The sequence below is a fragment of the Arthrobacter sp. UYCu512 genome (assembly GCF_040547075.1).
Lineage (GTDB): Bacteria > Actinomycetota > Actinomycetes > Actinomycetales > Micrococcaceae > Arthrobacter.
Window position 1 is genome coordinate 41310 of the sequence record NZ_JBEPPA010000005.1, and the last position, 24228, is coordinate 65537.

Below are 24228 nucleotides of genomic sequence, written 5' to 3' on the forward strand. Positions count from 1 at the left end.
GCCGGCCTAGCTGTTGGTCGGCATAAGCTGTGCGGGCGAGCCGAAGCCCTGACCGCGGAAGCCGGTGGAGTAAGCCCGGAACCACCGCGCGAGGCCCTTGACGTCACCGGTTTTCAGGAAGAAGTAAGGGAACCCGACGATGTCGGCGCCGAACCAGCGCAGGTTCCGGTACTTCCGGGTGAGGTAGCCGCGGTTGCGGAAATAGCAGTACCGCTTGAACTCGCCCTCGGGAATAACGGGGGTAAGGAACCCGCCGAAGACGGGTTTCATCTCGGTCCAGGTAGCCGGGTGCTGGACGGCGACGGTGGCCAGGGTGCCGTATTTGAGGCCGGCTTTCTTGACCCGCGACAGGAAGTCGACCTCGTCGCCGCGGATAAAGAACTTCACGTCAGGGATGCCGATCTTGTAGAACACCTCCGTGCGGATCAGTGCGCCGTTGAAAAAATGCACCATGTCCGGAAGGTAGCCCATCGACGCGAGCCTGGAGCGGTCGTTGGTCAGGAACCCGTTGATCCGGAAATTGAATGAGAGCCGGTTGGGATCGGACGTTGCGGCGACGAGGGGGCTCACAATATCGAGCTGGTGCTCGTCGGCGCACTTGAGCAGTTCGGCGAGGCAGCTCTTATCCTCGGGGTGCCCGTCATCATCCATCATCCAGATCCACTCCGCGCCGCTGGCCATCGCAGCCAGAATCGCATAAGCGAACCCTCCGGCACCGCCGAGGTTCGCCTCGGAGCGCAGGTAGTTAATGTTCTCCCCGCCCGCATTGACGATCGCGGTCGCCGGGACGGTGCCGGAGTCCACGAGAGCGATCGAGTGGATGGGGGCCGTCTGTTCGGCCAGGCCCTTGAGCAGGAGGGTGAGTTCCTCGTGGCGGTCGAAAGTTACTGCCGCGACGGCGACTTTGGGTTGCATGTCAGTTCCTCGGAGAATCGTCGTCGGCGGCGGGTGTAGCGCTGTCCTCAGCGGTGCTGTGTGACGGGGTGGCAGTGGTGGTGTCCGGGGCATCAACGGCGGCCGGCTCCTCGCCGGCACCGAGCAATTCCGGCACAACCTCCCGGAGCCGCTCCAGGCTGATGGCACCCTGGCGTACCACCCGCAGCGGCACAGAGGTGGCATCAACAATGGTGGACGGCAGCGCATCGGTCCCCTCGACCGGCCGCGCGCCGCCCTCCAGATAGACCTCCACGGATTCCGCCAGCTGGGCTTCGGCCTCCACAGCGGTCTGGGCCGCCGGCTGTCCCGTGCGGTTCGCCGAGGACACTGCCAGCGGACCGGTCAGCGTCAGGAGGTCCTGGGCGAGGTCATCGGCCGGGATCCGGAGTGCGACGGTGCCTCTGGTGTCGCCGAGGTCCCAGTCAAGGGACGGCTGGGCATGCAGGATCAGGGTGAGAGCGCCGGGCCAGAATGCCTCTGCCAGGCGCCGGGCCTCGGCCGGAACGTCCGTCGCGAGGCCGTCGAGGGCATTGAGCCTGGGGATGAGCACCGGCGGCGGCATTTTGCGGCTGCGACCTTTCGATGCCAGCAACAAGGTCACCGCGAGGGGTGAGAACGCGTCGGCGGCGATCCCGTACACGGTGTCCGTCGGGAAGACCACACACTTGTGCTCCCGGATGGCCCGCTGGGCGTGTTCAAGTCCTGCGGCGCGCTGCTCGGCCGCCGTGCAATCGTAGCTAGTCGTCACTGGCCCATTCTTTCATCACTGGGTGAGTTGCCCCGGCCACCAGGCGGAAGCCGGTCGGCAAGGACGGCACTCGTGGCCCGGTCCCTGCCGTTGAGGTCACGATGTGTGGTAACGCGGGACCAACGTCCGGAGCGCTCCAGCATCGCGGCGATCCAGCCGGCCTGGACTTCGGCGTGCTCCATCACAAAATATCCCCCGGGGAGCAGGAGCCTGGCGGCGGAAGCCGCTGCCGCCGCCGGAAGCTCCATACCGTCCGCTCCCCCGCCGTAGAGTGCCTCGGGCGGGTCGTGCAGCGCTACTTCGGGTTCGTTGGGGATCGCGCCGGCAGGAATGTAGGGCGGGTTCGAGACCACAACGTCGAAGGTGCCGTTGTGCCCGGGCAGCGCATCACGCAGATCACCACGGGTCAAGTGAACGCCGAGCGGCAGCAGATTCCTCGCAGCCCACGCGTGCGCGAACTCGCTGAATTCGACGGCGTGGACCTCGGCGCCGGGAATCTCGTGCGCGATCGACCCGGCGATGGCTCCCGACCCGGTGCCCAGATCGACCACCTTAGGATGGGCCTGTCCCTGCAGTCTGTCGATGACAAGCTGCACCACGGTTTCGGTTTCCGGCCTGGGAATAAACACTCCCGGCCCGACTGCCAGCTCCAGGTACCGGAAATGCGCAACGCCCGTGATGTGCTGCAGCGGAATACGCCGGGCCCGCTCGGCGATGAGCTCCTGATAGCCAACCGGTGCCGGGCTGTCACCGAGCATCAGCGCACGGAGCCGGCCGAGGCCAACGCCCAGCAGATGATCTGCGAGCAGTTCCGCGTCGGCTCGCGGACTCGGGACCCCCGCGGCGGCCAGCGCTGCGGTGGCCTCGCGGACGGCGTCCGCAAGGCTCAGGCCGGCTCCTTCTGGTATCACCACGCCGGGCCCGGCTAGTCGCCGATAGCGTCGAGGCGGGCCTGTTCGTCCATCTCGATGGCCGACTGGATGACCGGTTCCAGGTCGCCGTTCATAACCTGGTCCAAGTTGTACGCCTTGTATCCGGTGCGGTGGTCCGCTATCCGGTTTTCCGGGTAGTTGTACGTGCGGATTCGCTCCGAGCGGTCCATGGTGCGGATCTGTGATTTGCGCTGGGCAGAGTTTTCGGCATCAATCTGCTCCTGCTGGTGCGCCAGGATGCGGGCACGCAGGACACGCATGCCGGCTTCACGGTTCTGCAGCTGCGACTTTTCGTTTTGCATGGCCACCACAATGCCGGTGGGAAGGTGGGTGATCCGGACAGCGGAGTCGGTGGTGTTCACGGACTGGCCGCCGGGGCCGGACGAACGGTAGACGTCGATCTTGAGGTCGTTCTGGTTGATCTCAAGTTCTTCGGGTTCGTCCACTTCGGGAAGTACCAGCACACCGGCAGCGGAGGTGTGGATGCGCCCCTGGGATTCCGTCACGGGAACGCGCTGCACCCGGTGCACGCCGCCTTCGAACTTGAGCCGCGCATAGACACCTTCTGCCGGGTCGCTCGAGTTGCCCTTGATCGCCACCTGGACGTCCTTGTAGCCGCCCAGGTCGGATTCGTTGGCAGAAATCATCTCGGTCTTCCACCCCCGGGTTTCCGCGTACCGGGTGTACATCCGCAGCAGGTCGGCGGCAAAAAGGGCAGCCTCGTCGCCGCCTTCACCACCCTTGACCTCAAGGATCACATTGCGGGAATCGTCGGGGTCCCGCGGAATCAGGAGCCGGCGAAGCTTGGCCGCCGCCGTCTCCAGCCCGGCCTCCAGGACCGGAACCTCGGCAGCAAACTCCGGGTCTTCGTCCGCCATCTCTTTGGCAGCGGCAAGGTCATCCTCGATACCGTGCCAGGCGTGGTACGCCTCGACAATGCCGTTCAGCTGGGCCGAGCGCCGCCCCAGCTTTCGGGCAAGCTTCTGGTCAGCGTAGACAGCAGGATCCCCAAGCTGCGCCTGGATGGCATCATGCTCATCCAACAGGCCCTGTACGGACTCAAACATTTCAAAACCTCTTTCGACTTCTACAAGTCTAGTAATGCCGTGCGTTGGGTGGAACGACAAAGGGGCGGGGCCCGCAAATATGCGACGGCCCCGCCCCTGACTCAGCTACTTGTCGTTATCGGACTTCGCACCAAGCGTCGTCTTCTGCACCTGCATCAGGAACTCGACGTTGCTCTGGGTCTCCCGGATCTTGTTGGTCAGCAGTTCAAGGCTCTGCTGCGTTTCAAGTCCGGACAGGACCCGGCGCAGCTTCCACATGATCTTGACTTCCTCGGGCGAGAGCAGGTTTTCCTCACGGCGCGTGCCTGAGGCGTTGACATCCACCGCCGGGAAGATGCGCTTGTCCGCGAGCTGGCGGGACAGCCGCAGTTCCATGTTGCCGGTGCCCTTGAACTCTTCGAAGATGACCTCGTCCATCTTGGAACCGGTCTCGACGAGCGCGGTTGCCAGGATGGTCAGCGAGCCGCCGTTTTCGATGTTGCGGGCGGCACCGAAGAACCGCTTCGGCGGGTACAGCGCGGCGGAGTCGACGCCACCTGAGAGGATACGGCCGGAAGCCGGTGCCGCCAGGTTGTAGGCACGGCCCAAACGGGTCATCGAGTCCAGGAGGACCACAACGTCCATGCCCATTTCCACGAGGCGCTTGGCGCGCTCGATGGAGAGTTCGGCCACCGTGGTGTGGTCGTCGGCGGGGCGGTCGAAGGTCGAGGCGATGACCTCGCCCTTCACGGTGCGCTGCATGTCCGTGACTTCTTCGGGGCGCTCGTCAACAAGCACCATCATGAGGTGGACCTCAGGATTGTTGGTGGTGATGGCGTTGGCAATTGACTGCAGGATGAGCGTCTTGCCGGCCTTCGGCGGCGAGACGATCAGGCCGCGCTGGCCCTTGCCGATCGGGGCGACCAGGTCGATGACGCGGGGGCCGATCTTCTTGGGGTCCGTCTCCAGGCGCAGGCGCTCGGAGGGGTACAACGGGACCAGCTTCGCGAACTCAACGCGGTCCTTGAGTTCCTCAGGCGTCTTGCCGTTGACCGAGGTGACGCGGACCAGCGCGTTGAACTTTTGGCGGGCGGTCTGCTGCTGGTTCGTTTGCTGGGACTCGCCTTCGCGCGGTGCACGGATGGCCCCGACGACTGCGTCGCCCTTGCGCAGGTTGTACTTCTTGACCTGGGCTAGGGAGACATATACGTCGTTCGGGCCCGGCAGGTAACCGGAGGTGCGGATAAACGCGTAGTTCTCCAGTACGTCCAGGATGCCGGCGACCGGCAGCAGGACGTCGTCCTCGGTGACCTCGACGTCGTCGACGTCCGGGCCCTGGGCGCGTCCCCGACGCCGGTCATTGCGGTCGCGGAAACGGTCATTGCGCGCGTTGTTATCGCGGCTGTCCTGTCCGCCGGAACGGTCATTGCGGTCGTTGCGGTCACGCCGGTTCCGGCGGTTCCGCCGGCTGCCGCCATCGCTGTCGTCGTTGTCCCGGTTGTTATCGCGGTTGGCTGCGTTGTCCCGGCTACCGGCGTTATCGCGGTTGGCTGCGTTGTCCCGGTTGTTATCGCGGTTGCCCCCGTTATCGCGGCTGGCAGCAACCTCGTCGCGGCCGCCGCGGCTGCGGGTGTTCTCCCGGCGCTGGCCGTCTTCACTGCCCTGGTCTGCCTGGCGCTGCTCGGCGGGGGCCTCGACGACGGGTGCGGACTGGGCTGCAGCCTGCTCGGGTGCCTGGGCAGCAGCTTCGCCGCGGCGGCGGTTGCGGGTCCGCGGCTGGCGGGCACGGTCGGCGCCTTCCGAGGCAGCAACCGAGCCGGACTCGACGGCGTTGGATTCGGCAGCTGCCGGAGCCTCCGCTGCGGGAGCGGTCTGGGCGGGGGCCTCGGTGGCAGTAGCAGTGATGACGCCGTCGCTGCCGGCGCGGCGGCTGCGGCCACGTCCCCGGGCACGCGGATTTTCCTGGACCGGAGCCTCGGATTCGACGGCGGCAGCCGGAGCAGCGACCGGCGCCGCTGCCTGTGGGGCGCTGCCGTTGCCGTTCACCGTTTCAGCGCCGCGGGCCGGCGCCTTGGACACCGGGGTACCGGCGCGGTGAGCCGAAATTGCAGAGACAAGATCGCCCTTCCGCATCCGGGAACCGCCGGAAATCCCCAGCTGGCTGGCGAGAGCCTGCAACTGGGCGAGCTTGAGGCCTGCAAGGCCACTGCTCTTGGCGGGTGCGGCCGTTGACGATCCGGCAGCAGAAGATGATGTTTCCACAGCTGAAGACAGCTCAGTGGTTTCGGTCACGAAGGATCCTTCCCCCTCGACGGCGGCCAGGCTAGGAGCTGGACGCGATGATTTGATCTGGGCTGCAGTTCAGATTTGCAGCCGGGATTTCGGCCTTGCCGGATGGAAATTGGCCAGCACGGCCAGATACTGCATCGCCTGGCGCGTTCCAAAGAAATGAGAAACGGCGGGCTGACTCTTCAGGGGTGCAGGGATATTTTCTGCGGATTCCTGCGTCAGACCAAAAGCAGGCGGCACCGGGCAATATTTCGCAGTGAAAGATGAGAGAGGCAACAAGGCCAACATCGCGGTCTTTTGAACAGTAACTGAATTACCGCCTGCGTGATTACCGCCGGTGCACTTCCACTTTAGCACCTTCGACGTCCACAGCCAGCTTCATCACGCGCCAGCCGACGTCCGGCGTGTTGCCGGCCGTAAAAGCGTTGATGAACGCGACGGCAGCCTCTGCCTGCCGCACCCCATTGGCCAGGACCAGCACCGTGGGCCCGGCCCCGGACACGGCGGCCGCAAAGCCAGCCCGCCGCAAAGCCGCGATCAAGTCGGCGCTGGGCCGCATGGCCTCGGCACGATAGCTCTGGTGCAGGTAGTCCTCGGTGCCGGCAAGGAGGAACTCCGGTTTTTGCGTCAGCGCGTGGATCAGCAGGGCCGCACGTCCGGAATTCATCGCCGCGGCGTGGTGGCCCACCGAGGCCGGCAGCAGGGCACGCGCCGTCTCGGTGGATAGTTCAAAGTCCGGCACGGCGACCACCGGAACAACCGCCGCAGCGACGGCCGCGCACGTGCTGCTGTACTGGTCACTGTCCTGCCATGAGAGCGCCAGTCCGCCGAAAATTGCGGGTGCGACGTTGTCCGGGTGGCCTTCCATCTCACTGGTGAGCTGCAGGACCCAGTCCTTGCCCCGGCGCGATGCTTCGGGAACCAGCGCATTGGCGGCGGTGACGGCGGCGACCACGGCTGACGCTGAGGAGCCCAAACCGCGGCCGTGCGGGTTGACATTGTCTGCCGTGATCCGAAGCCCGCCGTGCCGGAACCCCAGGCGGTGCAGGGCCTCCGTGATTGCCTTCACCACCAGATGGCTGGCATCACGGGGCAGGGATTCCGCCCCTTCTCCGCTGAGCTCAAATTCCAGCTCGCCGCTGTCCAGGGTTTCCACCGACAGGGTGTCGAACAGGGACAGCGCCAAACCCAGGCTGTCGAAGCCGGGGCCAAGGTTCGCACTGGTGGCCGGCACCCGGACCGTCACGAGCTGCCCGGCCGGTATCTCCGGGGCGTCGGCGGCGGACTCTGCCGGGACGGTGAGGGTGGTTTCCACGGCTATTTTTCTTCCAGTCCGAGGGCTGTGGCTACGGTGACGACGTCGTTGGCGACCTTGACGGGCTGCACTTCGCTGCCGTCCTCCGCGCGGAGCGCCCACTGCGGATCCTTGAGGCCGTGGCCGGTTACGGTGATGACAATTGTCTTGCCAACCGGCACCTCGCCGGCGGTGTGCTTCTTGATCAGCCCGGCGACGCCCGCAGCCGAGCCGGGTTCCACAAATACACCCTCACGGGCGGAGAGCCAGCGGTGGGCTGCCAGAATTTCCGCATCGGACACGGCTTCGATCACGCCGCCGGACTCGTCGCGCGCCGCAATTGCACTGTCCCAGGAGGCGGGGTTGCCGATCCGGATGGCTGTCGCAATCGTGTCGGGCTCGGTGATCGGATGGCCCGCGACAAAGGGTGCCGCGCCGGCTGCCTGGAAGCCCCACATCACCGGGGTCCTGGTGGACACGGCGGCAAGTGTGCCGGCGGTGGTGGATTCAAACGGCGCGCAGTACTCTTTATAGCCCTTCCAATACGCGGTGATGTTGCCGGCGTTGCCCACCGGGAGCACATGGAAGTCGGGAGCGTCCCCGAGCCAGTCAACCACCTCGAACGCGCCGGTTTTCTGGCCCTGGATCCGGGCCGGGTTGACCGAATTGACCAGGAAAACCGGGTAGGACTCCCCCAGTTTGCGGGCGATGTCGAGGCAGTTGTCGAAGTTTCCGTCGACCTGCAACAGGGTTGCGCCGTGGGCGATCGCCTGGCTGAGCTTGCCCATGGAGATCTTGCCTTCCGGCACCAGCACAACGCATTTCAGCCCGGCCGCGGTCGCATAAGCGGCGGCGGACGCGGAGGTGTTGCCTGTGGAGGCACACACAACGGCCTTGGCGCCGGCGGCCACCGCGGCCGTTATGGCCATCGTCATGCCGCGGTCCTTAAACGAACCGGTTGGGTTCATGCCTTCGACCTTGAGGTAGACCTCGCAGCCGGTGAGCGCAGAAAGCTGCTGGGCGTAAACGAGCGGAGTGCCGCCCTCCCCCAGGGTAATCACCTCGGTTGCCTCGGTGACCGGAAGACGTTCAGCGTACTCGCGGATAACGCCGCGCCATTGGTGAGCCACTTAGACTCCTTCTACCCGAAGGACGGATGTAACGGAATTGATAACGTCCAGGCCCTTGGCGGCCTCGACGGTGGCCGCCAATGCGGCCTCGCTTGCGCGGTGGGTGACGATCCGGAGTTCCGCCGACTCGATGTTGGAATCAGCATCGCGATGAGTGGTCTGCCGCATGATTTCAATGGAGACGCCGTGGTCGGCGAAAAGCCGGGCGATCTTGGCCAGCACACCGGGCTGGTCCGCGACGTCCAGGCCGATGTAGTAGCTGGTGGCAGCGGCAGTGATGGGAAGCGCCGATACCTTCCCCGTGGTGGTCTCGGCCCTGCCCGGGCCGCCCAGGACGATGCTGCGGGCTGCCGAGACAAGGTCCCCCATAACTGCGGAGGCCGTGGGCTTGCCGCCGGCACCTTGCCCGTAGAACATCAGCTCGCCGGCGTTTTCGGCCTCGATAAAAACGGCGTTGAATGCACCGCGTACTGCTGCCAGCGGGTGTTCGCGCGGCAGCAGCGTCGGGTGGACCCGAACCGAGACACCGGTGGTTCCTGCGGCGTCGGTTTCCGTGCCGGTTTCCCCGCCTGCGGCCGTCAACTTTTCGGCGATCGCGAGCAGCTTGATGACAAAACCGGCGTCCTTCGCCGCGGCGATGTCGGCGGCGGTGACGGAGCTGATGCCCTCGCAGTACACATCATCGAGGGAAAACCTCGTGTGGAAGGACAGCGAAGCCAGGATCGCGGCCTTGGAGGCGGCGTCGTGGCCTTCAACGTCGGCGGTGGGGTCGGCCTCCGCATAGCCCAGGCGCTGGGCCTCGGCCAGGGCATCGGCGAATTGCGCCCCGGTCGAATCCATCTGGTCCAGGATGAAGTTGGTGGTGCCGTTAACGATGCCGAGCACGCGGGTGATCCGGTCGCCGGAAAGGCTGTCCCGGATCGGACGCAGGATGGGAATGGCGCCGGCGACGGCGGCCTCATAGGACAGCTGGACGCCGGCCTTATCCGCTTCCTCGTGAAGCGTCGGGCCGTCCTTGGCAACGAGTGCCTTGTTGCCGGTGACGACGCAAGCGCCGTTCCGCATGGCAGCCAGGATCAGGCTGCGCGCCGGCTCGATGCCGCCCATCAGCTCGATCACCAGGTCGGCGTCCTTAACCAGAGCGCCGGCGTCGGTGGTAAAGAGTTCCCGGGGAAGTTCAACATCCCGTGGTGCGTCGGTGTTGCGCACGGCAATACCAACGAGTTCCAGGCGGGCACCGGAACGCGAGGCCAGCATGTCGGCGTCGTCAAGGAGAATCCGCGCAACCTGGGCCCCAACATTGCCACAGCCCAGGAGGGCTACTTTCAGGGTTCGCAATTCAGTCATTCAGACTCCCATGTCGCGGTTCAGCAGATCTTCTTCGGTTTCCCCGCGGACAATGAGCCGGGCAGATCCGTCGCACACTGCGACAACGCCCGGCCGGGCCAGATAGTTGTAGTTGCTGGACAGGGCCCAGCAGTAGGCGCCGGTCCCCGGTACAGCGAGCAGATCACCGGCTGCCACGTCCTCGGGCAGGTATACATCTCTAACAACTATGTCGCCACTCTCGCAATGTTTGCCCACCACGCGGGACAGTTGCGGAGCCGCGGCGGTGGCGCGCGAGGCCAGGATTGCCGAGTAATCCGCGTCGTAAAGCACCGGGCGGGGGTTGTCGCTCATCCCGCCGTCCACCGACACATACCGTCGCGGGTACGTAACGTTTTTCCCTGAGTTTTCGCCCGGTGCACCGGAAACGTCGGTGCGGGCGGCCGGCGCATCCACCCGGACCGTCTTTAGGGTGCCTACTTCATACAAGGTGAAGGTGGTGCTGCCAACGATCGCACGGCCCGGTTCGATCGAAATCCTCGGGGCCGTAATGCCCAGCTGCTCGCATTTGGAACGGACGACGGCGGCCATCGCCTGCGCGATCTCGGCGGCCGGCCGCGGCGTATCCACAGGCGTGTACGCGATACCGTAGCCGCCGCCAAGGTCGAGCTCGGGCAGCACTATCGAGTACTTTTCCTGCATCGCGGCAAGGAAGTCGAGCAGCTTCTCCGCGGCAAGGGCAAATCCGTCCGGCTCGAAGATCTGCGAACCAATGTGGCAGTGCAGGCCCAGAAGTTCAATGCCCGGGTAGCCCGAAGCCGCAGCCACGGCTTCCTCGGCCGCGGACAGCCCGGCCTGTTCGGTGGAATCCCCGGCCATGGAAAGACCGAACTTCTGGTCCTCGTGGGCGGTGGCGATGAATTCGTGGGTGTGGGCGTGCACGCCCGGGGTCAGCCGCAGCATCACCTTCGCCGTTTCGCCGCGGGCGTCTGCGATCTTCGCTACGCGGTCCAGCTCGGCCAGGCTGTCGATGACGATCCGGCCCAGTTTCATGTCCAGGGCACGGTGGATCTCGGCGTCGGACTTGTTGTTGCCGTGCAGCGCGACGTCCGCGCCGGGGATCCCGGCGCGGGCCGCGACGGCGAGTTCGCCGCCGGAGGCCGTGTCCAAGCGCAGCCCCTCCTCCTCCACCCAGCGGACCACCGCGGTGCACAGGAAGGACTTGCCCGCGTAGTAGACGTCCACTCCCCCGCAGATGTCGGCGAAAGCGTTATTAAAAGCATCGGAAAAAGCCCTGGCCCGGGCCCGGAAGTCGCTCTCGCTCAACACAAACAGCGGAGTACCGAACTCGCGCTGCAGTTCGCTGACGGCCAGCCCGTCTATGGTCAGCTCCCCGCTGTTATTGCGGGCCACCCCGCCGGCCCACAACGGCTTGTGCAGGGCGTTGAGGTCCGCGGGGACGGCCAGCCAGTCCGGCGCGAGCGGGGAGGCCGCACCGGAGGTGATGGAAGGGTTGGTGGTCATAACGGTTACATCCGTTCCGGCGCCGAGACGCCCAGCAGTTCCAGTCCGTTGGCCAGCACCTGGCTGGTGGCGTCGTTGAGCCACAGCCGGGTGCGGTTAAGGTCGGTGATCGGTTCGTCGCCCTGGGGCGCCACACGGCAGGCGTCATACCACCGGTGGTAGGCGCCGGCGATGACTTCCAGGTGGCGCGCCACGCGGTGCGGCTCGCGCAGTTCAGCGGCCCTGGCCACAATCGAAGGGTAACTGCCGAGGTAGGAGAGCAGCTCATTTTCGGTGGCGTGTTCCAGCAGGGACGCCTCGAAAGCGCTGCGGTCCACTCCGGCGGCGACGGCATTGCGGGCCGTACCGCAGGACCGGGCGTGCGCGTACTGGACATAGAACACCGGGTTCTCGTTGCTGTGTTTCTTCAGCAGTTCCGGGTCCAGGGTCAGTGGTGAGTCAGCAGGGAAGCGCGCCAGCGAGTAACGGACCGCGTCCTTGCCCAGCCAGGAGATGAGGTCCTTGAGCTCGATGATGTTCCCGGCGCGTTTGGAGAGCTTGGCGCCGTTGACCGAGACCAACTGGCCGATCAGGACCTCGATGTTGACCTCCGGATCGTCCCCGGCAGCGGCAGCAATGGCCTTGAGCCGGTTGATGTAGCCGTGGTGGTCGGCACCGAGCAGGTAGATCTTCTCGGTGTAGCCGCGGTCCTTTTTGGACAGGTAATAAGCGGCGTCGGCGGCGAAGTAGGTGGGTTCGCCGTTCGCGCGGATCATCACGCGGTCCTTGTCATCACCGAAGTCGGTGGTGCGCAGCCAGACCGCGCCGCCGTCGTCGTAGACGTGTCCTTGTTCCCGGAGCCGCGCTACGGCGTCCCCAATGGCGCCGGCGTCGTGGAGTTCCTGTTCGGAAAAGTAGACATCGAAGTCGACCCCAAAATCGGCCAGGGTCCGCTGAATGTCCTGCAGCTGGGCCTTGTACGCCGCGCCCCGGATCACCGGCAGGGCGGCGACGTCGGTCAGCTCGCGGATGTCCGGATGGCGGGTCAGTACCTCATGGCCCAGATCCGCGATGTACTCGCCCGGGTAGCCGCCTTCGGGCACTCCGCGGCCGCGAAGCCGGGAAAGCACTGAATCGGCAAAGACGTTCATCTGCGAGCCGGCATCGTTGACGTAGTACTCGGCCGTGACATCGGCGCCGGAGGCCCGGAGGACGCGGGCGATTGCATCGCCCAGCGCGGCCCACCGGGTATGGCCGATATGAAGCGGGCCGGTGGGGTTCGCGGAAACGAATTCCATGTTGATCGTGTGGCCGGCGAGCGCGGTATTGGTGCCGTAACCGGCTCCAGCTTCGACGATGGCCTTGGCCAGGGCGCCGGCAGCGCCGGCATCCACGGTGATGTTCAGGAACCCCGGCCCGGCGATCTCGACGGCGGACACCCCGGCAATGGACGTCAGCCGGGCACTGAGCAGGGAAGCAAACTCCCTCGGGTTGGTGCCCGCGGCCTTGGCCAGCTGTAGGGCAATGTTGGTGGCCCAGTCGCCGTGGTCCCGGTTCTTCGGACGCTCAACGCGCACCTCATCCGGGACGTCGGATGCGGAAAGTCCGATTTCACCGGCGGCGACGGCGTCTTTCAGGCAGGCGGATATGGCGAGGGAGAGTTCTTCAGGGGTCACGGTTCCAGCCTACCGGGGCGGTGGTGTGACGGGAATTTGGCGACTGTTGGACCGGCCCGGATCGCGGGATGAACCACTACGCTGAAATATACGTTGTCATGGGGTAACGGCGGCGGGCGCCGATCAATGCACGCAGCCGTCCGTCACCACCGCCTCCAATCGTCGCTACAGAAATGAGCCGCCGTATGACCACCTCGTTCCGGAAAAGCGTCTTCGTTGGCATCGCCGGACTCTCCCTGGTGGGCTCCGCGGCGGGCTGCGCACCCGGACAGGCCGCCGGAACCGCCGCGACCGGGACCGCACCGTCCGCCGCGGCAGGCACCGCCGCCTACAGGGACGGCACGTACAGCGCCGACGGCAGCTATGTCTCGCCCAACGGCACCGAGACCGTCGGCGTGACACTGACACTGGCCGCCGGTGCAGTATCCGATGTCCAGATCACCCCCCACCCATCCAACCCCAACACCAAGAAGTTCCAGGGCGAATTCGCCAGTGGCATCAAGGCCCAGATTTCCGGCAAAAGGCTCGACGCGATCAAGGTCAGCAAAGTGGCGGGCTCCTCGCTGACCAGCGGCGGCTTCAACCAGGCTGTCGAGAAGATCAAGGCCGAGGCCGCGTCATGACCAGCAAGTCATAGCCAGCAGCCGGCAGGAGGAAACGTGGCGCATCCGGGCTGGACCGGTTTCCGTTTCGAAGGAATCGGTACCCGTTGGGAGATCTCAACACCCGCACCGCTTCCGGACGCGCTCCGCCGCCGGCTGCTCGCCACCCTCTCGGACTACGACAGCGCCTGGTCCCGGTTCCGGCCGGACTCCCTGATCTCTGCCGCGGCGAGGCGGCCGGGCCGCTACGTCCTGCCGGCCGAGGCAGCCACCCTGGGGCCGCTCTATCAGACGCTGTATACGCTCACCGGCGGTGCCATGACACCGCTCATCGGCGCCAGCCTCGAACAGCTCGGCTATAACGCCGGGTACTCCCTGCGCCCGGTCGGGGTGCCCTTGCCTGCCCCGGTTTGGGACGAGGTGCTGAACTGGCAGGGAAGGGTGTTGACCATCAGCGCCCCGGTGGTGATCGACGTCGGGGCCGCCGGCAAAGGCCAGCTGGCGGACCTGATGTCCGCAGTACTTCGCGACGCCGGGATCGAGGAACATTTCATCGATGCCGGCGGTGATTTGCTCAATGCCGGCGCCCTGGGTGTGGATGTGGGCCTTGAGCATCCTTATGATCCTGACCGGGCCATCGGCATCGTGCGTCTGGGATCCGGCGCACTTTGCGGGTCCGCTGCAAACCGGCGGGCCTGGGGCGACGGACTGCACCACGTGCTGGACGGAACCACCGGGGTGCCGGTGCGCACCGTCGTTGCCAGCTGGGCCATGGCTGCGACGGCCATGGTCGCCGATGCACTGGCAACTGCGCTGTTTTTCGTCGAGGGATCCCGTTTGCAGGAGACATTCGACGTCGCCTGGCTGACGGTCCACTCGGACGGCCACGCCGAGTACTCAGCCGATTTTGAAGGGGTGCTGTTCCCATGACCACCACAATCCCGACACCTCTCAGCTCACGGCTGGACGCAGCCCTGGGCCGATTTACGATGTACCGGCTGGTCCTGTGGGTCCTGGCCGTGCTGGCCGGCTACAGCCTGTTGCTCGATGTGCTCGGCTGGCTGACGTTCGGGCTCCCGGAGATGACCGCCCACCTGGTCCTCTGCCTGGGCTTGAGCTATGCCTCCAACCGGGGCCTCGCAGCAGTGTTCCATGTGCGGCCGCACTCCGAGTCGGCGCTGATTACCGGGCTGCTGCTGTACTTCCTGTTCTGGCCGACGCAGTTCTCGGCCGGGCTGCAGTACCTGGATCTGGCCGGTGTCGCCCTCGCCTGCGTGCTGGCCTCGGTATCTAAATACGCGCTGGCCTGGCGCGGCCGCCACCTTTTCAACCCGGCGGCGGCGGGGGCGTTCCTCACCGGGCTGACCGGACTCAACATCGCCACCTGGTGGGCCGCCACCCCGGCAATGCTCTGGCTGATGCTGCCCGGGGTCCTGCTGGTGCTCTACCGGGTCCGGAAGCTGCTGATGGCGTCCGTGTTCACGCTGGTTGCAGTGTCAGTTGCAGCCGTGGAACTGCTGCGCACCGGGATGCTGCCGGGCGAGGCGCTGTGGCAGACCCTGGCACAGCGCCCGGTGCTGTTCTTCGTCGGTTTTATGCTCACCGAGCCGCTCACCCTGCCGCCGCGGCGGTGGCAGCAGCTGGCGCTGGCCGCCGTCGTCGGGCTGCTGTTCGCCGTCCCGTACAACCTGGGCTTCGTGGCCAATTCCCCCGAACTGGCGCTGCTGGCAGGGAACGCCCTCGCTTTTGCCGCCGGCCAGCGCGGCCGTGTGCTGCTCCGCTTCCGGGGCTCGCGTCCGTTGACCCCGACGACGACGGAATTCAGCTTCCAGCCGGAGCGCCCGCTCCGCTTCACCCCGGGACAGTACATCGAACTGAACCTGCCGCATTCGAAGGCCGACCACAAAGGCCGGCGGCGGGTCTTCAGCCTGACCAATCCGCCGGACTCGACCGCGCTGACGATCGGGGTCGGGACGGGCGGTCAGCTCTCCACGGCAAAACAGTCGCTCCTGGCCCTGGAACCCGGCCAAGAACTGACGGCCACCAGCATCGGCGGCGACTTTGTGCTGCCGCGGGCGGCCGGAGCGCCGGTGCTGCTGATCGCGGCCGGTATCGGCATCACCCCGTATCTGGCCCAGCTCACCGGGGCTTCCGCCGGTGCGCGGGACGTGGTCCTGCTGTACCTCGCCGTGAGTGCCGCCGAACTCGCCTACGCCGATGAGCTCGAACGCACCGGCGTCCGGGTTATCGCCCGCCTGGCCGACGGGTCCGCCCCGCCGGCGTTTATGCAGGACGCGGGCGCCGTCCGGATCGATGGTGCCTCGCTGAAAGATCTTGTTCCCGACGTCGCGGACCGGGATGTCTACGTGTCGGGCTCGCCGGCGAGTGTCCGCTCACTCAGCGCCGCTGCCCGCCGGTCCGGGGCTCGGAGGATCCACGTGGACTCCTTCTCCGGCTACTGAGCGCGTCGATTTTCCCTTGGAGGCCCCCTTCCTGCTAAGCTCTAGGACGTCCCGCCGGTAACGGCAGGAACCCTGACTGCCCTCGTAGCTCAGGGGATAGAGCGTCTGCCTCCGGAGCAGAAGGTCGTTGGTTCGATTCCAATCGAGGGCACAAACAAGAACCCCGCCGTTTCATTGAAACGGCGGGGTTCTTTGCATCTCGACGCAACGGGCAGGCGGACGGGGCATTCAAGGCGCGCCATCCTGCCATTTGTCGGTGCCCGCTCGTAGGCTGGGTGCATCGGCAGCGGGGTCTCGGCCTGGTGGCTGGAGGCGGTGGCCTGCCCGGGTGCGGCCACCGCACCACTACCGGATCCCGCCGAAGCGCAAAGGGGTCTCACATGTACTGCACCATCGTTCCTCCGTATTTGCTCCGCCGCCTGGCAGCCCAGCACGGACCCGAACACTCCGCGGTAGCGCGTGCAGCCAAGGAAGCCCTGCTGCACGTCCCGGGGTTTCAGGCTTCCCGTGCCACACCCGGGCCAGGCAGCCATCCCGCCCTGCGCGAACTTAGGCCGTCCCCACCGGAACGGACAGTCTATGACGCCAAATCAGCCGAGCAACTCCCCGGCAGCATGGTCCGCAAGGAGGGTGAGCCAGCCGTCAACGACCCCGCAGCCAACGAGGCCTACGACGGTCTTGGCCACACCCACCGGCTCTACGCCGAGGCCTTCGGCCGGAACTCCATCGACGGCAATGGACTTCACCTTGATGCCACGGTGCACTATGGCCGCCTGTACGACAACGCCTTCTGGGACGGCCGGCAGATGGTGTTCGGCGACGGCGACGGCGAGGTTTTCGAGCGGTTCACAAAGTCCCTGAGTGTGATCGGCCACGAACTCGCCCATGGCGTCACGCAGTACTCGGCCGGCTTGGTTTACCGCAACCAGGCAGGCGCACTGAACGAATCAATGTCAGATGTCTTCGGCGCCCTGGTTGAGCAGTTTCTCGGGAAGCAGACGACGGCGGAGGCCAGCTGGCTGATCGGCGAGGGCCTCTTTACGGACAAGGTCCAGGGGGCCGCCCTGCGTTCCCTCAAAGACCCCGGCACTGCGTATGACGACGACGTTCTCGGCAAGGACCCGCAGCCGGGCTCGATGGAAGGCTATGTGCGCACCAGTGCCGACAACGGCGGCGTGCACATCAACTCCGGCATCCCCAACCGGGCGTTCTACCTCGTGGCGGCGGCGCTGGGCGGCAACGCCTGGGAGGCGCCGGGACGGATCTGGTACGAAACGCTGACGGGCGGCACCCTGGCTCCGGATGCCACCTTCGGCGCATTCGCCAAGGCCACTGCGGCCTCGGCCGGGGAGCTTTTCGGAGCGGAATCCAAAGAGCATGACGCCGTGCTCTCCGCGTGGGAAACTGTGAAGGTAAAGTTCACTGGCGTCCGGCGGTAGGACTTCCCGGTCCCGCTCCGGATCCCGTGAACGTCACCGCCCTAAAAATTCGAGGTCCATGCAAATGGCCGTCCTACCAAACCCGTTTTCGATTCAAGCCGGTGCCTAGTGAAGATTACTGTCCAGCGCAGCGGTGGCATTGCCGGCATAAAGCGGACGTGGACCGTGCAACCCGCGCCGCCGGAGGATACGGATCTCTGGCAACCGCTGATCGAGGCCTGCCCCTGGGACACGGTCCCGGCTGCGGCCCGGGGAGCCGCCGGGGGGCAGCCCGACCGGTTCCTGTACAACATCCGGGCCGGACAGCGGCGCGCCACCCTGCCGGAGAACGCCGTCACCGGACCGTGGCGGGACCTCGTGGAAACGGCCAAGGCTGCGGCGGAGCCAACGTCGGGCGGGGTGACCGCGCCGCTTCGATGACTCAGCGGGTCCGTTAGACAGCAGCCGACAGGTGTCCGCGGAAAGTACGGCGGTAGGACTGCGGGCTGGTGTCAAGCACCTTGGCGAAGTGGTGCCGCAACAGCACCGAATGGCCGAAACCTGAGGCGCGGGCGATCTCGTCAATTGTGAGGTCAGTGGTCTCCAACAGCTCCTGGGCGCGGAGTACACGCTGGGAATTGAGCCAGGCAGCAGGGGTGGCGCCCGTTTCGGAACGAAACCGACGGGCAAACGTCCGGGGTGACATATGGACGCGGGCGGCAAGTTCATTGACCGGATGCTCCTCCCCCAGATGGCGGAGCATCCATTGCAGCAATTCCTCCATGGGCGCGGAGCCGCAGGCCGGTATTGGCCGGTCGATGAATTGGACCTGGCCCCCGTCCCGGTGCGGCGGCACCACCATGTCCCGGGCGATGGCCGCTGCGACGGCGGCCCCAAATTCCACCCGGACCAAATGCAGGCAGGCGTCGATACCTGCGGCCGTGCCGGCACTCGTGATGATTCGGCCGTCTTCGACGTAAAGGACGTCCTCGTCGACCAAAACTGCAGGGTACTGTCCGGCGAGCTCCCGGGAAAAGTGCCAGTGGGTGGTGCAGCGGCGGCCGTCCAGCAGTCCAGCCCGGGCCAGCGCAAAAGCCCCGGAACAGATGGACATCACCCAGGCACCGCGGGCGTGCGCGGCACGGAGCGCCTCAAGGACGGGCTCGGGAAGGTCCCCGTCCCGGTCGTAGGGGGTCATGATCACGAGGTCCGCGTCCGCCGCGGCGTCGAGCCCGAAATCTATCCGCATGGACAGTCCTGACTTCATCGGGACATCGCCGGGTACCGGAGTGCAGACCCGAAAATCAAAAACCGGCACGCCGGTTCCGCGCTCCGAGCGATCGACGCCAAACACTTCGAAGGCCGTCGCGAATTCGAAGATTGAAAAGCGCGGCACCACGATCATCGCCACTGAGTTGATCATCAAGCAAGCATGGCAGAAATTATGTCTTTATGGGCATTTCTGCCACTTTGTTTGACCCCCGGACCGGCGAACCATGGAGCTATGGAACTCGTCGGAATCACCGTCGTTATCCTAACCGTCGTTGGCATCGGCGCCACGGTCTCCGCACTGCGCAGGGACGGGCCGGGCCACAACCCGCCGGTCCGTTCGGACGACTACCGGTCCGCACCGGACCTGCCCAGCGTCAGCCATACCCTCCGGATCTTCTGAGCCGGGCGAAAGGAGGCACCGCGGCCGGTCCACGGACCGGCAATGGGGCCTCCTTTTATTAGCTCCGGCCGCCGTGGGCGGCTACGGAGAGTGGTTGCCATTCGTTCCAGGCAGCCAGCCGCGCTTCATAATCGGCCGTCACGATCCCCAGCGGCGCCTCGCCGAAGAAGATGCGCAACGGGGGCGCCTCAGAGTCGACCAGCGTCAGGATGGCATCCCTCGTAGCCACGGGATCTCCCGGCGTTCCGCGGCGGCTGGGCCGATTGGCGGCCTGCTCCCGCACCGCGTCGTAGGCCGGCAGGGCGTTGGAGTGGCGCGCCGAGCTGCCGCCCCAATCCGTGGCGAAGCCGCCTGGCTCGATCAATGTCACTTTGATGCCGAAGCCTTCCACTTCCTGCGCGAGCGACTGGCTCAGACCCTCCAGCGCCCACTTGGAGGCGTGGTAGATGCCCACCGTGGGGAATGCCGAGACGCCGCCTACGGAGGACACCTGCAGGATGTGGCCGCTGCCCTGGCTCCGCAGGAACGGCAACGCAGCCTGGGTTACCCACAGCGCACCAAAAAGATTCGTCTCGATCTGGTCCCGGGCCTCTGACTCGCTAAGTTCCTCAACCGTCCCGAACTGGCCGTAGCCGGCGTTATTGACCACAACGTCGAGCCGGCCGAAGTGCTGCTGTGCCTTGGACCTGGTGCACTGCTGCGACCGGACCGTAGATGGAGAATTCCACCGGGCCCACAAGGTCCGCCGGGGTCGTCTCAAGCACCGGTCGCATAAAGTCTTTTTGCGGCAGCGGACTGTACTGCAGGACCTCAATCGGGCCGAGTGCCTCGGTGGCGCGTTCCAGTGCCGTGGTGATCGATTCGGGATTACGGACATCTGCTGCGAAGCCCCTGGGCTTCGATGCCGTCGCCGGCCAGCTCCGCGGCCAGGGCATCAACGTTTCCCTGGTGACGGGAAATCAGCGCGACAGCGAAGCCTTCCGCGCCAAAACGCCGCGCGACCGCCTTGCCGAGTCCGGAACCCGCTCCAATGATTGCGATAGTAGTCATAGTGAGGCCAAGACCATCAGGTACCGACATATTCCTCAGTATGCTTAGTTTCTTCGTGCGGACGGCACTGGCGGCGCTGGCCCGAGAGTTCCCAGTAGACTGTCTGAAGCCATGACTTTTCATATTTCCTACCCCGCCGAGCTGCCCGTTTCCGAGCGCCGCGAGGACCTGATGGCGGCCATTGCGGCCAACCAGGTGACCATCATTGCCGGCGAGACCGGCTCAGGTAAGACGACCCAGATTCCCAAGATGTGCCTGGAGCTGGGCCTGGGCGAGAACGGCCTGATCGGTCACACCCAGCCGCGGCGGCTCGCGGCCCGCACCGTGGCCGAACGCATCGCAGAGGAACTCGGCGTGGAGATCGGCCAGGAGGTCGGCTTCCAGGTCCGGTTCACGGGCGAGGTTGGCCGCAACACCAAGGTCAAGCTTATGACCGACGGCATTCTGCTGGCGGAGATCCGGCGCGACAAGCTGCTGCGGAAATACAACGCCATCATTATCGATGAAGCCCACGAGCGCAGCCTGAACATCGACTTCATCCTCGGCTACCTCAAGCGGATCCTGCCGCAGCGGCCGGATCTGAAGATCATCATCACCTCGGCCACCATCGACCCGCAGCGCTTCGCAAAGCACTTCGGCAGCGAGGACGTACCGGCGCCGATCATCGAGGTCTCCGGTCGGACGTTCCCGGTCGAAATCCGCTACCGGCCGCTCTCCCAGCCGGCCGGCGGAGCCACCGGCGATGACGCGGACACGGCCTCCGACGATGAACTGGAGGAGGACCGTGACCCGTTGGACGCCGTCTGCGACGCCGTCGACGAACTCGCGCAGGAAGCCCCCGGCGACATCCTCATCTTTTTCTCCGGCGAGCGTGAAATCCGCGACGCCGCCGAGGCCCTCAACGGCAGGATCCAGTCCAACCGGAAGCTCGCCGGAACCGAGGTGCTCCCGCTCTTCGCCCGGCTGAGCCTGCAGGAACAGCACAAGGTCTTCCACCCCGGGGCCAAGCGCCGGATTGTGCTGGCCACCAACGTCGCTGAGACCTCCCTGACCGTCCCCGGCATCAAATACGTCATCGACACCGGCACCGCCCGCATCTCCCGCTATTCGCACCGCACCAAGGTCCAGCGCCTGCCGATCGAGCGGGTATCCCAAGCCTCGGCAAACCAGCGTTCGGGGCGCTGCGGCCGTGTCTCGGACGGCATTGCCATCCGGCTGTACTCGGCGGAGGACTTTCAGTCCCGCCCGCCGTTCACCGATCCGGAAATCCTGCGCACCAACCTCGCCGCAGTCATCCTGCAGATGACCGCTATGGGAGTCGCCCGCGGGCCGAAGGATGTCGAAAACTTCCCGTTTGTGGAGCCGCCGGACTCCCGCGCCATCAACGACGGCGTCGCCCTCCTGCGCGAGCTCGGTGCCCTGAGCACAGCACGTGCGCCGGAGGAGACGGGTGAGCGCGCGGGCCGCCGGCCGCCGGCCGGTGCCGACGGGAGGAACGGCGGGGCCCTGACCGCCGTCGGGCAGCAGCTTGCCCAGCTGCCCGTGGACCCGAGGCTCGGCCGGATGATCGTCGAGTCCGGCAAGCGCGGCTGCGTCCGCGAGGTCATGATCCTTGCCGCGGCCCTCACCATCCAGGATCCGCGCGAGCGCCCGACCGACAAGCAGCAGCTCGCTGCGGAGAAACACGCGCGGTTCCGGGATGAGAACTCGGACTTCACCGGGTTCCTGAATCTCTGGAACTATCTCCAGGAAAAGCAGCAGGAGCTCTCCTCCACCGCGTTCCGCCGGCTCTGCCGTGCCGAGTTCATCAACTACCTGCGTGTCCGCGAGTGGCAGGACCTCTTCGCCCAACTCCGCCAGCTGGCCCGGCCGCTCGGCATCAGCCTGGACAACAAGCGCCTCGCCGATCCGGTGGGCAACCATGAGGGCATCCACATCAGCCTGCTCTCGGGCCTGCTGAGCCATGTTGGCATCCTTGACGAGCGCAAGCGCGAATACGCCGGCGCCCGCGGCAGCCGCTTCGCGATTTTCCCGGGATCGGCCTTGTTCAAGAAGTCCCCCACCTTCGTGATGGCCGCTGAGCTTGTGGAGACGAGCAGGCTGTGGGCGCGGGTGGCCGCGAAGTTCGATCCCCTCTGGGTAGAGCAGGTAGCGCCGGACCTGGTCAAGCGCAGCTACAGCGAGCCGCACTGGTCCAAAAAGATGGGTTCGGTGATGGCCCATGAAAAGGTCACGCTGTACGGCGTGCCCATCATCCCGAGCCGCCGGATCAACTACGGCAAGGTGGACCCCGAGCTCTGCCGGGAGCTGTTCATCCGCCATGCCCTCGTCGAGGGTGACTGGCAGACCCACCACAAGTTCTTCCACCGCAACCGGGCCCTGCTGCACGAGGTCGAGGAGCTGGAGGCACGGATGCGGCGCCGGGACATCCTGGTGGACGACGAGACGCTCTTCGAGTTCTACGACGCCCGGATCGGCAAGGACGTTGTCTCCGAGCGGCACTTCGACAAGTGGTGGAAGGACGCGCGGCAGCAGGACCCGGCGCTGCTCGATTTCGACCAGGCGTTGCTGATCAGTGAGGACGCAGATGCCCTGGATGACTCGGCCTACCCAAAGACCCTGCTGCACAAGGGCTTTGAGCTGCCGCTGAGCTACGAGTTCCATCCCGTCGCCCCCGGGTCGCCGCCCAACCCGTCCGACGGCGTCACCGCCGAGGTGCCCGTGCTGTTCCTGAACCAGCTGGACGACGCGGCGTTCCGCTGGCTCATTCCGGGCCAGCGCGTGGAGCTGGTCACCGCCCTGATTAAGTCGCTGCCCAAGCAGGTGCGTAAGAACTTCGTGCCGGCACCGGACGTCGCCCGGCAGGCCGTCGCAGCCCTCGAGGCGGACTTCGATCCGGCCGCCGACGAGCTGGAGGCCTCCCTCGAGCTGGTCCTGCGCCGGATCCGCGGCCAGGTCATCCCGCCGCATTCCTGGAGCTGGGACGCTGTTCCCCCGCACCTGCGGGTCAGCTTCCGAGTGGTGGATTCCGGCGGAAAGATACTTGAGGAAGGCAAGGACCTTTCAGTGCTGCAGGATCGGCTGGCACCGGCTACCCGCCGCGCCATCGCGGAGTCGCTGGGCGCCACGCCCGCAACAACGGCGCCGCGGTCCGGCATTATGGGCCACGGCACGTCCAAGAACTCGGTGGCCCGCACCGGGGCAGCGCAGGCTGCCGGCACGGCGTCTACAACTGCGGCCTCCGGGGAGGCCGCAGCCTCGACCGGTTTCGCCGAGAAGGCGGCACTGACATCCTGGTCCTTCGGAACAGTGCAGCGCGAGGTCCGGGGCACCGTGAAGGGCCACACCGTCACCGGCTACCCTGCGCTCGTGGATGAGGGAGCGTCGGTGGCGCTCCGGCTTTTCCAGACCAGCTCCGAACAAGAGCAGGCCATGCGCGGCGGCGTCATCCGCCTGCTCGCACTGAGGGTGCCGCCGCCGGACCGCTACGTCCTGGAACACCTGAACAACGCGGAAAAGCTGACGTTCAGCCAGAACCCGCACGGCTCCGTGACGGCATTGATTGCCGACTGCGCCCTCGCCGCCATCGACAAGCTCACCCCTGCCGCTCTGCCGTGGGACGAAGGATCGTTCAACGCCCTGTACGAGAAAGTCCGGGCGGACCTCATCGATACGGTCTTTACGGTTACCGCCGTCGTGGAGCGCATTCTGGCCAGCACCCGGCGGATCGAGCGGGCGCTCAAAGACACAACGAGCCTGGCCCTGATCAGCGCACTCAACGACATCAAGAGCCAGCTGGAGCAACTTGTGTTTCCCGGTTTTGTGGCACGCACCGGCTACAGCCAGCTCAGCCAGCTGCCGCGCTACCTCGCGGCGATCGAGAAGCGCCTCGAGAAACTCCCAACGAACGTCGCGCGGGACGCCCAGCACATGGCCGCCGTCCAGGCACTGGAGGACGACTACGACGACGCCGCGTCGGCACTGCTGCCGGGCAGGCGGGCCGGGACCGAGTTAACCCAGGTCCGCTGGATGATCGAGGAGCTCCGGGTGAGCCTCTTCGCCGTCGAGCTGGGGACAGCCTATTCCGTCTCGGAAAAGCGGATCCGCGCTGTGCTTAACAAGGCGCTGGCACCGGCCTGACGAC

The 24228-nt window shown here is 66.0% G+C and carries 21 protein-coding genes and 1 tRNA gene; 8 read left to right on the top strand and 14 right to left on the bottom strand.

Features of this window, described 5'->3' with window-relative positions; genetic code table 11:
- Positions 1-6 precede the first annotated feature (6 nt).
- From ABIB49_RS06620 to argS, 11 genes are all read right to left on the bottom strand, one after another.
- Positions 7-915, bottom strand: a complete 909-nt coding sequence (locus ABIB49_RS06620) for a glycosyltransferase (RefSeq protein ID WP_226774451.1) — start codon at positions 913-915, stop codon at positions 7-9.
- Between the two features lies 1 nt (position 916).
- Positions 917-1684 carry an L-threonylcarbamoyladenylate synthase gene (locus ABIB49_RS06625; RefSeq protein ID WP_253032431.1) on the bottom strand — a complete coding sequence of 256 codons (768 nt, stop codon included), beginning with the start codon at positions 1682-1684 and terminating at the stop codon, positions 917-919.
- A complete protein-coding gene (prmC, locus tag ABIB49_RS06630; protein WP_354156863.1) occupies positions 1681-2592 on the bottom strand; it encodes a peptide chain release factor N(5)-glutamine methyltransferase in 912 nt (303 codons plus the stop codon). Before prmC ends, ABIB49_RS06625 begins: the two co-directional genes overlap by 4 nt.
- A gap of 17 nt (positions 2593-2609) precedes the next feature.
- On the bottom strand, positions 2610-3683 hold the full coding sequence (gene prfA / locus ABIB49_RS06635; protein WP_226774449.1) for a peptide chain release factor 1: 1074 nt from the start codon (positions 3681-3683) through the stop codon (positions 2610-2612).
- Positions 3684-3788: 105 nt separating this feature from the next.
- Entirely contained in the window at positions 3789-5954 is a 2166-nt protein-coding gene (rho, locus tag ABIB49_RS06640; protein WP_283479337.1) for a transcription termination factor Rho, read from the bottom strand.
- Positions 5955-6023: 69 nt separating this feature from the next.
- A complete protein-coding gene (locus ABIB49_RS06645) occupies positions 6024-6239 on the bottom strand; it encodes a hypothetical protein (protein ID WP_226774447.1) in 216 nt (71 codons plus the stop codon).
- Positions 6240-6279: 40 nt separating this feature from the next.
- Positions 6280-7266, bottom strand: coding sequence for a homoserine kinase (gene thrB, locus ABIB49_RS06650; RefSeq protein ID WP_226774446.1), 987 nt, complete (start codon positions 7264-7266; stop codon positions 6280-6282).
- 2 nt (positions 7267-7268) lie between these two features.
- Positions 7269-8375, bottom strand: a complete 1107-nt coding sequence (gene thrC, locus ABIB49_RS06655; protein ID WP_283479335.1) for a threonine synthase — start codon at positions 8373-8375, stop codon at positions 7269-7271.
- Entirely contained in the window at positions 8376-9722 is a 1347-nt protein-coding gene (locus ABIB49_RS06660; RefSeq protein WP_226774444.1) for a homoserine dehydrogenase, read from the bottom strand.
- Positions 9723-11225 carry a diaminopimelate decarboxylase gene (lysA, locus tag ABIB49_RS06665; RefSeq protein ID WP_283479333.1) on the bottom strand — a complete coding sequence of 501 codons (1503 nt, stop codon included), beginning with the start codon at positions 11223-11225 and terminating at the stop codon, positions 9723-9725.
- 5 nt (positions 11226-11230) lie between these two features.
- Entirely contained in the window at positions 11231-12880 is a 1650-nt protein-coding gene (gene argS, locus ABIB49_RS06670) for an arginine--tRNA ligase (RefSeq protein WP_226774442.1), read from the bottom strand.
- Between the two features lie 185 nt (positions 12881-13065).
- On the opposite strand from argS, the gene ABIB49_RS06675 reads away from it, so the two are divergent.
- The 6 genes from ABIB49_RS06675 to ABIB49_RS06700 all read left to right on the top strand — a co-directional run bounded on the left by ABIB49_RS06675 (position 13066) and on the right by ABIB49_RS06700 (position 17803).
- Positions 13066-13503 carry an FMN-binding protein gene (locus ABIB49_RS06675; RefSeq protein ID WP_354156830.1) on the top strand — a complete coding sequence of 146 codons (438 nt, stop codon included), beginning with the start codon at positions 13066-13068 and terminating at the stop codon, positions 13501-13503.
- 36 nt (positions 13504-13539) lie between these two features.
- Positions 13540-14412 (top strand): FAD:protein FMN transferase, encoded by an 873-nt coding sequence (locus tag ABIB49_RS06680; RefSeq protein ID WP_226774440.1) that lies wholly within the window; start codon positions 13540-13542, stop codon positions 14410-14412.
- A complete protein-coding gene (locus ABIB49_RS06685) occupies positions 14409-15944 on the top strand; it encodes a ferredoxin--NADP reductase (RefSeq protein ID WP_282360431.1) in 1536 nt (511 codons plus the stop codon). Before ABIB49_RS06680 ends, ABIB49_RS06685 begins: the two co-directional genes overlap by 4 nt.
- Positions 15945-16022: 78 nt before the next feature.
- Positions 16023-16095 (top strand) — tRNA-Arg (locus ABIB49_RS06690).
- 229 nt (positions 16096-16324) lie between these two features.
- On the top strand, positions 16325-17383 hold the full coding sequence (locus ABIB49_RS06695; protein ID WP_283479332.1) for a M4 family metallopeptidase: 1059 nt from the start codon (positions 16325-16327) through the stop codon (positions 17381-17383).
- Between the two features lie 108 nt (positions 17384-17491).
- A complete protein-coding gene (locus tag ABIB49_RS06700; RefSeq protein WP_283479331.1) occupies positions 17492-17803 on the top strand; it encodes a protealysin inhibitor emfourin in 312 nt (103 codons plus the stop codon).
- Between the two features lie 13 nt (positions 17804-17816).
- Here ABIB49_RS06700 and ABIB49_RS06705 read toward each other — a convergent pair whose 3' ends face one another.
- Positions 17817-18785: a GlxA family transcriptional regulator gene (locus ABIB49_RS06705; protein ID WP_283479329.1), complete on the bottom strand. Its 969-nt coding sequence runs from the start codon at positions 18783-18785 to the stop codon at positions 17817-17819.
- Between the two features lie 81 nt (positions 18786-18866).
- Here ABIB49_RS06705 and ABIB49_RS06710 point away from each other — a divergent pair, with 81 nt between their 5' ends.
- Entirely contained in the window at positions 18867-19034 is a 168-nt protein-coding gene (locus ABIB49_RS06710) for a hypothetical protein (protein WP_283479328.1), read from the top strand.
- A gap of 58 nt (positions 19035-19092) precedes the next feature.
- Here the strand turns inward: ABIB49_RS06710 and ABIB49_RS06715 are convergent, their stop codons facing one another.
- Both ABIB49_RS06715 and ABIB49_RS06720 read right to left on the bottom strand, forming a co-directional pair.
- The gene (locus ABIB49_RS06715; RefSeq protein ID WP_226774434.1) at positions 19093-19683 is read right to left on the bottom strand and encodes an SDR family NAD(P)-dependent oxidoreductase; all 591 of its coding nucleotides are present in this window, start codon (positions 19681-19683) and stop codon (positions 19093-19095) included.
- 218 nt (positions 19684-19901) lie between these two features.
- Entirely contained in the window at positions 19902-20084 is a 183-nt protein-coding gene (locus ABIB49_RS06720) for an SDR family NAD(P)-dependent oxidoreductase (protein WP_349358604.1), read from the bottom strand.
- A gap of 111 nt (positions 20085-20195) precedes the next feature.
- Between ABIB49_RS06720 and hrpA the strand changes: the two genes are divergently transcribed.
- The gene (gene hrpA / locus ABIB49_RS06725; RefSeq protein ID WP_354156831.1) at positions 20196-24224 is read left to right on the top strand and encodes an ATP-dependent RNA helicase HrpA; all 4029 of its coding nucleotides are present in this window, start codon (positions 20196-20198) and stop codon (positions 24222-24224) included.
- Positions 24225-24228: the final 4 nt, after the last annotated feature.